This is a genomic window from Streptococcus mitis, from assembly GCF_000722695.1.
Classification (GTDB): Bacteria; Bacillota; Bacilli; order Lactobacillales; family Streptococcaceae; genus Streptococcus; species Streptococcus mitis_O.
In genome coordinates, this window is the sequence record NZ_JPFU01000010.1 from 16,259 (window position 1) to 27,432 (window position 11,174).

The following is an 11,174-nucleotide window of genomic DNA, read 5'->3' on the forward strand; positions in this document are numbered from 1 at the left end:
TGAGCTGTGATAGCTGTGATAGCTGTGATAGCTGTGATAGCTGTGATAGCTGTGATAGCTGTGATAGCTGTGATAGCTGTGATAGCTGTGATAGCTGTGATAGCTGTGATAGCTGTGATAGCTGTGATAGCTGTGATGTGTAAGATATGCTCATCATAGTAGGTTTCATGGGTGCATTACTATAAGGTGTGTGGCCATGAAAGTTGCTTTTTTATTTGATTTTGTGTTTTAACATAACATAAGGAGGAACAATGGAAAACAAATCAAATTCACTCAATAGAATAAAGCGTCACCAACGTGAAAAGGTTCTACGCTTCTCTATTCGTAAATATAGCTTTGGTGCGGCTTCAGTAGCTGTTGCAGCACTGATGTTTTTGGGTGCGCGCGTTGCTAGTGCGGATAGTGTGATTGAAAATCATTCACAACCTACCACAGATGTGGTTAACCAGAAGGAGAAGGATAAACCACTTGTAGAGATTCAACAATCTACCGATAATAAAGTAGAAGTTGCACAGAATCCTTCGGAAAAGAAGATGACAACTAATAATGAAAGCGTTGTCAAAGTAGTTGATAAAGCGAAATTAAAAAAAGTAGTTGAAGAGTTAAATACTACTCTTTCATCGAAATCAGATCTTGACAAGTCAGTTATTTCTCCGATTAAGGACAGAGTTCAAAAAGGGCAAGCCCTACTAGATAGTGATACTGCAACACAGAAGGATGTAGATGAACTACTTTCCCTTTTAGAAAGTGATTTAACTGTCTTATCAAATGCTACTAAAGAATCAAGCAAGGTTCAAGAAAACGCAACTGAGAATAAGACTGAAATCAAAGATAACAAATCGACTTCTGAACTAAGTGAAGCTGATAAAACTATTTCAGATAAGAAAGAATCGCTAAAATTGTCTGCTGAACAATTACAAGCGGCAGTTCTTGAGCTTCCTGAACATGAATCAACTAAAGAAGTATTTGAAAAAGCTAACGAACTCTTGGGATTAGCCCAAGGGGTTATTGAGAATACAACGATTTCTCCTAACGATGTTGAAGATATGACAAAACGTGTGAAGAGAATGTTTAACTCTGTTAAAATTTCTACCCTTCGTTTGACTTCAGGTTCTCATGATCCACGTAATGGCAAGAGCATGGCTCAAGGTACAAACTTTAGAGCAACTACGGTTGAATATGGTCGTGTAGAAAATGCCTTAATTAATGTTAAAGAGTTTATATCAGAAGCAAGAGGGCAAGGGTCAACAGAAAACGGTAATCGTGATCGAACAATCCAGAAAACATTCATGACTGCAAAATACAGTGAAGAGAATGGTGCGAAATATATTACTTATGATGTGTATTTTCAAAATGATGGCCGTGCATTAGATGGTGCAACAAGAAATGCTCTTTGGTTCTATCCTCCACGTGATATTTTATATAGCGATGGTAGTTATCCAAAGGGACCTGTTTATGAAGCTTACTATGAACGCTACCGTAATAATACAGGAACAGGAACGCTTTCTCATAATCCGAACAATTTTACAAAAGTAGGCGATACTTATAATGTTCCTTTGAGAAATGGACAGTATGAAGATAGTAGTTCTCAAAGACTTTGGGGAGAATCTTATAGCTTTTTCCAGCTGACAGCTGGTCCAACTAGGGATAATCAACGACAAGAAATGTTGAAAAATCTAAAGGATAATCCAGAATTAAATAGTATTATTAAGCAAAATAATAGTTACCCAGGGGCATCGTATTCTCACTTATTATCAATAGGTGCCAATGTGAACTATGCATATAAGTATCATGTAAAATTACGTTTAAAAAATAATGTAACAGCTGATGAAGCTAAACGTGCGGGTGTAATGGCTGTAACGACTAAATCAGGTTTGGCTTCAAATGCGACTGCTGCATACATTTATGCAGCTACTGGTTCTAGATTAGTAACTAAACCAGATGCACAAGTATATCCTATTCAAGGTAGCACACATACAAAAACAGTAGGAGATTCCATTCCAAATTCAGGAAATCCTGTAGCAGATAGATATATTACACGTAAAGGTAGTGGAGATTTCCCTGCTGGAATGAGCTGGAGTTGGGAAGGAAATAATTCTCCAAGTACAGTAAATGCTGGGAAGTTCACTTATACAGCAATTGCAAGATACCAAGATGGAACTACATCAAAAGATGCAAATTCAGGATCAGATGGAAGAGTTTACTTTACGGTTAACCCTAAAAAGCCAACGATTACAACGAGTGTAGTGAACAAAAAAGGCTTAACAAATCAAACAATAGAAGTTAATGTAGGTAGCGGGGTTAAAAATGGATCTGTTGTAAAATTATACGATGGAAATCGTGTGATTGGACAAGGAACATCAAATGGGACAACTGCAAGAATTACGGTATCAGGAGCTTTACCAGGAAATCCTCTTAAAGCTGAAACAACGGTTGACAATGGTGGAGTTGTAGTCTCTGAGAAAAGTGATCCAGTTACACCAACAGAAGCACCAGATACACAAGCTCCAACATTAACTATTACACCAGCTAATCAAACAGTAGTTGAAGGACAAACTGTAACCTTTACAGTAACAGCAAGAGATAATAAACATGTTAATCTTGATGCTAATGATTTTCTAACAAAATACGGTACTAGGGTCTTTTCAGGGAAAGCATCTATAACTTCACCAACAGACACTGATACTGAAAAAACAAGACGAATTACGATTACAACAACAGCAGAAGATGTTGGTAAGACCAATACAATTACTTTCAATGCTACGGATAATGCTAATCACAGAGCCACACCAGTGAGCTTTACTTTTACTGTAACTTCACGTGATAAGATAGCGCCAACAATCACAGCAGGTAATGCTACAGTAACAAGCCGTGAACAAATTACTCCAATCTCAGTAACAGCTGAAGATAATAGAGGCGGAGTTGGAATGCGTGATAATAATCCGATTGAAGTCACAGGATTACCATCAGGATTAACATATGCGAATAATCAAATTACAGGAACACCAACAGGTTCTGCAGGAAACACTACAGTAACGATTAAGGCATATGATAGAAACAATCGTTTAACAACAAAAACAATTACAATTACAGTACGAAGCCAAGCAGACGTTCACAATCCAACAGGGGCAGGCTTAACTGTAAACCAAAACCATACCATTACAGATGCAGAATTAAAAGCAAAAGTAAGTAACTATGCTCCTGGAAGCTTATCAATTGTAAGCAGACCATCAACAGCTACAGCAGGAAACGCAGGAAATGCGGTAGTGAAAGTCACATACCCAGATGGAACATTTGACAATGTAAATGTACCAGTTACAGTAACAGACGTAACAGGACCAACAATTACAGCAAATAATGCTACAGTAACAAGCCGTGAACAAATCACTCCAATCCCAGTAACAGCTGTAGATAATACAGGTGGGGTAGGAATGCGTCAAAATAATCCGATTGAAGTAACAGGATTACCATCAGGATTAACATATGCGAATAATCAAATTACAGGAACACCAACAGGACCTGCAGGAAATAGTACAGTAACGATTAAGGCATATGATAGAAACAATCGTTTAACAACAAAAACGATTACAATTACAGTACGAAGCCAAGCAGACGTTCACAATCCAACAGGAGAAACCTTAACAGTTCCGTATAACCATAATATTACTGATGATGAAGTGAAGGCTAAAGTACAAAACTTTGCTCCAGGAACTTTAACGGTACAAAGTAAACCGTCAACAAATACATCAGGTAATGTAGGAAATGCGGTAGTAATCGTAACTTATCCAGATGGTTCACAAGAACCAGTAAATGTTAATGTCACTGTATTAGAAAAACTGACAGGTACAGTTACAAACCCAGGAAAAGTGAAAGAAAAAGCACAAGTACCTCCAACAAAAGTTGTAACACCAAACAAACCAGGTTCAACAATTACAACAGAAACACCAGTCAACGGCTTAACAGTAGATGGCGATGGAAACTTAACAGGCACACCAACAGTACCAAGCTGGGGTGATGATGAAGAACGTAAAGTAACTATTCCAGTAAAAGTTAAGAATGGTGACGATGAGGTTACAGTAGAAGTACCAGTTACAATCCAACGTGATACAGATGGAGATGGTGATCCAGACGTTACAGATAAAGACGATGATAACGATGGAATTCCAGATGAAACAGAAAAAACAAATGGAACAGATCCAAAAGTAGCGGATAAACTGACAGGTACAGTCACAAACCCAGGAAAAGTGAAAGAAAAAGCACAAGTACCTCCAACAAAAGTTGTAACACCAAACAAACCAGGTTCAACAATTACAACAGAAACACCAGTCAACGGCTTAACAGTAGATGGCGATGGAAACTTAACAGGCACACCAACAGTACCAAGCTGGGGTGATGATGAAGAACGTAAAGTAACTATTCCAGTAAAAGTTAAGAATGGTGACGATGAGGTTACAGTAGAAGTACCAGTTACAATCCAACGTGATACAGATGGAGATGGTGATCCAGACGTTACAGATAAAGACGATGATAACGATGGAATTCCAGATGAAACAGAAAAAACAAATGGAACAGATCCAAAAGTAGCGGATACTTTAAAACCATTAGAAGTCGAAATTATACGCAAACCAAATGGAAATGCGATTGTAACGCCTAAGAAACCAGATGGAACAACTTACCCATCAGGTAGCAAGGTAGAAATTCCAGGAGAAAATGGAACAACAATCACAGTAACAATTGGTGACAATGGTTCAGGTGAAGTACCAAATGACAATCTTCCTAAGAAAGATGTCCCAGGTACAGGAACAGTAACAGAACCGAACAAGAAACCATCACAACCAGTAGATGTAACAACACCAGCTCGTAAGACACCAACAGTAGATGTTGAACAAGATCCTAAGACAGGTGATGTTACAGTAACACCGAAGAGACCAGATGGTTCAACCTACCCACCAGGAACTACAGTAGAAATCCCAGGTAAAGATGGTAATCCAATCACTGTTACAATCGGTGAAGACGGTAAAGGTAAAGTTCCAAACAGTGAATTGCCAGAAGGTAAAGTGCCAGGAACAGCTAAGATTACAGAACCAGGTAAACCAGCAGTGGAAGTTCCTAATGTAACAACGCCAGCTCATAAGACACCAACAGTAGATGTTGAACAAGATCCTAAGACAGGTGATGTTACAGTAACACCGAAGAGACCAGATGGTTCAACCTACCCACCAGGAACTACAGTAGAAATCCCAGGTAAAGATGGTAACCCAATCACTGTTACAATCGGTGAAGATGGTAAAGGTAAAGTACCAAATAGTGAATTACCAGAAGGTAAAGTACCAGGAACAGGTAAGATTACAGAACCAGGTAAACCAGTTGTGGAAGTTCCTAATGTAACAACGCCAGCTCATAAGACACCAACAGTAGATGTTGAACAAGATCCTAAGACAGGTGATGTTACAGTAACACCGAAGAGACCAGATGGCTCAACCTACCCACCAGGAACTACAGTAGAAATCCCAGGTAAAGATGGTAACCCAATCACTGTTACAATCGGTGAAGATGGTAAAGGTAAAGTACCAAATAGTGAATTACCAGAAGGTAAAGTACCAGGAACAGGTAAGATTACAGAACCAGGTAAACCAGCTATGGAAGTTCCTAATGTAACAACGCCAGCTCATAAGACACCAACAGTAGATGTTGAACAAGATCCTAAGACAGGTGATGTTACAGTAACACCGAAGAGACCAGATGGCTCAACCTACCCACCAGGAACTACAGTAGAAATCCCAGGTAAAGATGGTAACCCAATCACTGTTACAATTGGTGAAGACGGTAAAGGTAAAGTACCAAATAGTGAATTACCAGAAGGTAAAGTCCCAGGAACAGCTAAGATTACAGAACCAGGTAAACCAGCTGTGGAAGTTCCTAATGTAACAACGCCAGCTCATAAGACACCAACAGTAGATGTTGAACAAGATCCTAAGACAGGAGAGGTTACAGTAACACCTAAGAAACCAGATGGCTCAACATTCCCACCAGGAACTACGGTAGAAATTCCAGGTGAAAATGGTCCAATCACTGTTGAAATCGGTCAAGATGGTAAAGGTAAAGTACCAAATGACAAACTTCCTAAGAAAGATGTCCCAGGAACAGCTAAGATTACAGAACCAGGTAAACCAGCTGTGGAAGTTCCTAATGTAACTACACCAGGTAAATTCACACCAGAAACACCAGTAACTGAAAAACCAGGTAAGATTGAAATTACTCAACAACCAAATGGAAATGCGATTGTAACGCCTAAGAAACCAGATGGAACAACTTACCCATCAGGTAGCAAGGTAGAAATTCCAGGAGAAAATGGAACAACAATCATAGTAACAATTGGTGACAATGGTTCAGGTGAAGTACCAAATGACAACCTTCCTAAGACAAATGTCCCAGGTACAGGAACAGTAACAGAACCTAACAAGAAACCATCACAACCAGTGGATGTAACAACACCAGCTCGTAAGACACCAACAGTAGATGTTGAACAAGATCCTAAGACAGGTGACGTTACAGTAACACCGAAGAAACCAGATGGCTCAACATACCCACCAGGAACTAAGGTAGAAATCCCAGGTAAAGATGGTAACCCAATCACTGTTACAATCGGTGAAGAAGGTAAAGGTAAAGTACCAAACAGTGAATTACCAGACGGTAAAGTTCCAGGTACAGGTAAGATTACTGAACCAGGTAAACCAGCTGTGGAAGTTCCAGTAGAAACTCCAGCTAAGGTAACACCAGCAACACCAACAGATACAATTCCAGTTGCACCAGTGACACCTGATACGCCAGTCAAACCTGACACTAATGGAGGTTCTGGTCAAGATACACCTGCACCTTCACCAACAACTCCAACTACAGATGCAGTTACTCCGAATGCTGATCAGGTAGATACTAAGACTACTAATGATAATGGAGCTAAGTCAAATGATTCTCAAAATGTATTGCCAAATACAGGAACAGAATCAAATGCTGCTCTTGCATCTCTAGGACTTCTTGGACTATTGAGTGGATTTGGACTTGTAGCTCGCAAGAAAAAAGAAGACTAAAAATTTAGTCAAATGAACATTCATTCTTTTGTATTGTAAAGACAAACTAGATTGATTCTGGGAATCGTATTCGTCATAAAATACAAAGAATGATTAGATAAAAAAAGCGAACAATGCTAGGATTTTGTTAAACGGAATTCTAAGTATTGTTCGCTTTTTGTGGTATAATAAGACTATGCAGAAGAAACCAACGTCAGCCTATGTGCATATCCCGTTTTGTACCCAGATTTGTTATTATTGTGATTTTTCAAAGGTCTTCATCAAGAATCAGCCAGTCGACAGTTATTTGGAACATCTGTTAGAAGAGTTTCGTTCCTATGATATTCAAAAGTTGTCAACTCTCTATATAGGTGGTGGTACACCGACAGCCCTGTCGGCTCCGCAACTGGAGGTGTTATTGAAGGGTTTGACTAAAAACTTGGACTTGTCAGTCTTGGAAGAGTTGACCATTGAAGCCAATCCGGGTGACTTGGATGCGGACAAGATTGCTGTTTTGAATAACTCGGCTGTCAATCGTGTTTCGCTAGGCGTGCAGACATTTGATGACAAGATGCTGAAAAAGATTGGGCGTAGTCATTTTGAGAAGGATATTTATGAAAATATCGACCGCCTGAAACTGGCTGGTTTTGACAACATCTCCATTGACTTGATTTATGCGCTGCCTGGCCAGACCATGGAGCAAGTCAAGGAAAATGTGGCGAAGGCTATTGGGCTGGATATTCCCCACATGAGTCTCTATAGCTTGATATTGGAAAATCACACGGTCTTTATGAATCGTATGCGACGAGGGAAATTGCCTCTGCCTAAGGAGGAACTGGAAGCGGAGATGTTTGAGTACATCATAACAGAACTGGAGCGAGCTGGTTTTGAGCATTATGAGATTTCCAATTTCTCAAAGCCTGGTTTTGAAAGTCGCCACAATCTCATGTATTGGGACAATGCTGAATACTATGGCATTGGTGCTGGAGCATCGGGTTATATCAATGGTGTTCGTTATAAAAATCATGGTCCCATTCGTCATTATCTCAGTGCGGTTGAGGAAGGCAATGCTCGTATCACAGAAGAGCACCTGAGTCAAAAAGAGCAAATGGAAGAAGAAATGTTTCTGGGGCTCCGCAAGAAATCAGGGATTTCTATAATACGATTTGAGAAAAAATTCGGACGGTCTTTTGAGGGGCTTTATGGCGAAATTGTCAGAGACTTGGTGCAACAAGGTCTCATGCAAATAGACGGTGATCGCGTGCGCATGACAAAAAGAGGTCTCTTTTTGGGAGACACTGTAGCAGAACGATTTATTTTGGAGTAGGATCATGGGCTTAACTTATCAAATGAAAATGAAAATTCCTTTTGATATGGCTGATATGAACGGTCATATCAAACTTCCAGATGTGATTTTGCTGTCCTTGCAAGTTTCAGGGATGCAGTCGATTGAACTGGGAGTTAGTGATAAAACCATTTTGGAGGACTATAATCTGGTCTGGATTATCACAGAATACGATATTGAGGTGGCTCGTTTGCCTCGTTTTGCGGAAGAAATCACCATCGAAACGGAAGCTTTGAGCTACAATCGACTCTTTTGCTACCGTCGCTTTACTATTTATGATGAAACGGGGCAGGAGCTCATCCACATGATGGCGACCTTTGTTCTCATGGACCGAGACAGTCGAAAAGTTCATGCTGTTGAACCTGAGATTGTGGCTCCTTACCAGTCTGATTTTGATAAAAAGCTTATCCGTGGGCCAAAGTATGAGTCCTTGGACGAGCCAATCAGCAAGGATTACCATGTTCGTTTTTACGACTTGGATATGAATGGCCATGTCAATAACAGTAAATATCTGGACTGGATTTTTGAAGTCATGGGAGCGGACTTTTTGACCCAATATATTCCTAAGAAAATCAACCTCAAGTATGTCAAGGAAGTCCGACCAGGTGGGGTGATTACATCGGCTGTTGAACGGACTGGACTGGAAAGTAAGCATGAGATTACAAGTGATGGGGCTACCAATGCCCAAGCAATTATCACTTGGCAAGAAATAAAAAAGGATTAGGGAGAAATAGATGAAATATAAAGGCTATTTAATTGACTTAGATGGAACCATTTATAAGGGCAAAGACAGAATCCCAGCGGGGGAGGCTTTTGTTCACGAGTTACAAAAAAGAGAGATTCCTTATCTTTTTGTGACCAACAATACAACCCGCACTCCTGAGAGTGTTCAGGAGATGTTGGCTCAGAATTTTAATATTGATACGCCCCTATCGACTGTCTACACAGCGACTTTGGCAACTATCGACTATATGAACGACTTGGGACTGGAAAAGACGGTCTATGTCATCGGAGAAGCAGGTCTCAAGGAAGCCATCAAGGCGGCTGGTTATGCGGAAGACAAGGAAAATCCTGCCTATGTGGTAGTAGGCCTGGACTGGCAAGTTGACTATGAAAAATTTGCGACAGCAACTCTTGCGATTCAAAAGGGTGCTCATTTTATCGGAACCAACCCTGACCTAAACATCCCGACAGAGCGCGGTCTTTTGCCTGGTGCTGGTTCACTGATTACGCTGCTTGAAGTAGCAACACGAGTGAAGCCTGTTTATATCGGAAAACCAAATGCCATCATTATGGACAAAGCGGTTGAGCACTTAGGCTTAGAACGTGAAGAGTTAATCATGGTCGGGGACAACTACCTAACTGATATCCGGGCTGGGATTGACAATGGTATTCCAACGCTCTTGGTGACGACAGGTTTTACCAAGGCAGAAGAAGTGGCAGACCTGCCAATCGTACCGACTCATGTGGTTTCTAGCCTTGCGGAGTGGGATTTTGATGAAAACTAAACTGACCTTTTGGAGCTCTATGCTCTTTCTCCTCTCCCTCTCAATCTTTTTGACCATTTATTTGGCTTGGGTTTTCTATCCTATAGAGATGCAGTGGCTGAACTTAACAAATCGAGTTTATCTAAAACCAGAAACCATTCAATACAACTTTCATATCTTGATGAATTATCTGACTAATCCTTTTAGTCAGGTCTTGCAGATGCCTGATTTTCGTTCGTCAGCAGCTGGTCTGCACCATTTCGCAGTGGTCAAGAACCTCTTTCACTTGGTTCAGCTAGTTGCTCTAGTGACACTGCCAAGTTTCTATTTCTTTGTCAAAGGGATTGTGAAAAAGGGATTTTTGTCTTTATTCAGTAAAGGGCTTCTGGCCCTAGTAGTCTTGCCTTTGTTGATTGGTCTTGGGGGAGTTTTGATTGGTTTTGATCAATTCTTTACCCTTTTTCATCAAATTCTCTTTGTAGGAGATGATACCTGGCTTTTTGATCCAGCCAAGGATCCAGTGATTCTGATTTTGCCAGAGACCTTCTTTCTTCACGCCTTCCTCCTCTTTTTTGCCCTCTATGAAAGCTTCTTTGGCTATCTTTATCTGAAAAGTCGTAAGAAGTGAAAAGAAAGATGTTTTTAATTTGTATATATAAAAATGTATATCGTTTGAAACCATTGTTAAGAGTGAATTAACCAAATCCAATTGTGTCAATCGTTCGCAAGCAGTCTATTTTTCTTGAAAAAATAGGCTTTTTTTCTAAAAATCCCTAGTCAAGCGCTTTATTTTTTTGTATAATCCCATCTTTGACAGTTTTTTGAAAACAAAGAGCCCCTAAATGCTGCTATAACAGCTTTTCGGAGCTCTTTTTCTCTTTTAAAAAAATGCGTACTTTTTATCGAGATTTGGTTTTTTTAAAAATTTTTTTCATATTTTTTTCGCTTATAATCTCAAAATCAGTTTGGAAGCCAAATGCTTGGTGGAGTTGATCCGTGATAGTTGTTCTGGTGTAAGTTGGAAGATATCCTACTCCATAAAGATGTTTGAACTTATAATTGCGTAAGGTTTGGATGAGTTCTGAACAGGTGACTGTTTCTCCTATTTGTTTTTCCAAGAGACGATAAATCATTAGTGCTAGGAAACAAATAGTGAAATGTGCTTGAATCCTATCTGAACGGCTGAGATAAACTGGTCTGGCTCGTAGTTCCTGCTTCATGATACGAAAACTCTCTTCAATTTCCCACCGCCTTTGATTGATGGCTACAATTGTC

General features: G+C 39.9%; 6 protein-coding genes. 5 read left to right on the plus strand and 1 reads right to left on the minus strand.

Annotation, left to right across the window (positions count from 1 at the left end; all coding sequences use genetic code 11):
- Positions 1–251: 251 nt before the first annotated feature.
- The 5 genes from SK629_RS03825 (at position 252) to SK629_RS03845 (ending at position 10,527) form a co-directional block, all read left to right on the plus strand.
- Positions 252–7,088, plus strand: coding sequence for a YSIRK signal domain/LPXTG anchor domain surface protein (locus tag SK629_RS03825; protein WP_042900660.1), 6,837 nt, complete (start codon positions 252–254; stop codon positions 7,086–7,088).
- 175 nt (positions 7,089–7,263) lie between these two features.
- The gene (gene hemW, locus SK629_RS03830; protein ID WP_042900661.1) at positions 7,264–8,394 is read left to right on the plus strand and encodes a radical SAM family heme chaperone HemW; all 1,131 of its coding nucleotides are present in this window, start codon (positions 7,264–7,266) and stop codon (positions 8,392–8,394) included.
- A 4-nt stretch (positions 8,395–8,398) separates the two neighbouring features.
- A complete protein-coding gene (locus tag SK629_RS03835; RefSeq protein ID WP_042900662.1) occupies positions 8,399–9,136 on the plus strand; it encodes an acyl-[acyl-carrier-protein] thioesterase in 738 nt (245 codons plus the stop codon).
- A 10-nt stretch (positions 9,137–9,146) separates the two neighbouring features.
- A complete protein-coding gene (locus SK629_RS03840) occupies positions 9,147–9,920 on the plus strand; it encodes a TIGR01457 family HAD-type hydrolase (protein ID WP_042900663.1) in 774 nt (257 codons plus the stop codon).
- Entirely contained in the window at positions 9,910–10,527 is a 618-nt protein-coding gene (locus tag SK629_RS03845; protein ID WP_042900664.1) for a TIGR01906 family membrane protein, read from the plus strand. The genes SK629_RS03840 and SK629_RS03845 overlap by 11 nt, the downstream gene beginning before the upstream one ends.
- Before the next feature lie 271 nt (positions 10,528–10,798).
- On the opposite strand, the gene SK629_RS03850 is transcribed toward SK629_RS03845, so the two are convergent.
- Positions 10,799–11,174 (minus strand): transposase (locus SK629_RS03850; RefSeq protein WP_152639368.1); only part of this gene is annotated, 376 nt, incomplete at its 5' end.

What these genes read in the sequence shown, in the direction of transcription:
- SK629_RS03825 (WP_042900660.1), top strand. Translation starts at nt 252, where the DNA reads ATGGAAAACAAATCAAATTCACTCAATAGAATAAAGCGTCACCAACGT.
- hemW (WP_042900661.1), top strand. Translation starts at nt 7,264, where the DNA reads ATGCAGAAGAAACCAACGTCAGCCTATGTGCATATCCCGTTTTGTACC.
- SK629_RS03835 (WP_042900662.1), top strand. Translation starts at nt 8,399, where the DNA reads ATGGGCTTAACTTATCAAATGAAAATGAAAATTCCTTTTGATATGGCT.
- SK629_RS03840 (WP_042900663.1), top strand. Translation starts at nt 9,147, where the DNA reads ATGAAATATAAAGGCTATTTAATTGACTTAGATGGAACCATTTATAAG.
- SK629_RS03845 (WP_042900664.1), top strand. Translation starts at nt 9,910, where the DNA reads ATGAAAACTAAACTGACCTTTTGGAGCTCTATGCTCTTTCTCCTCTCC.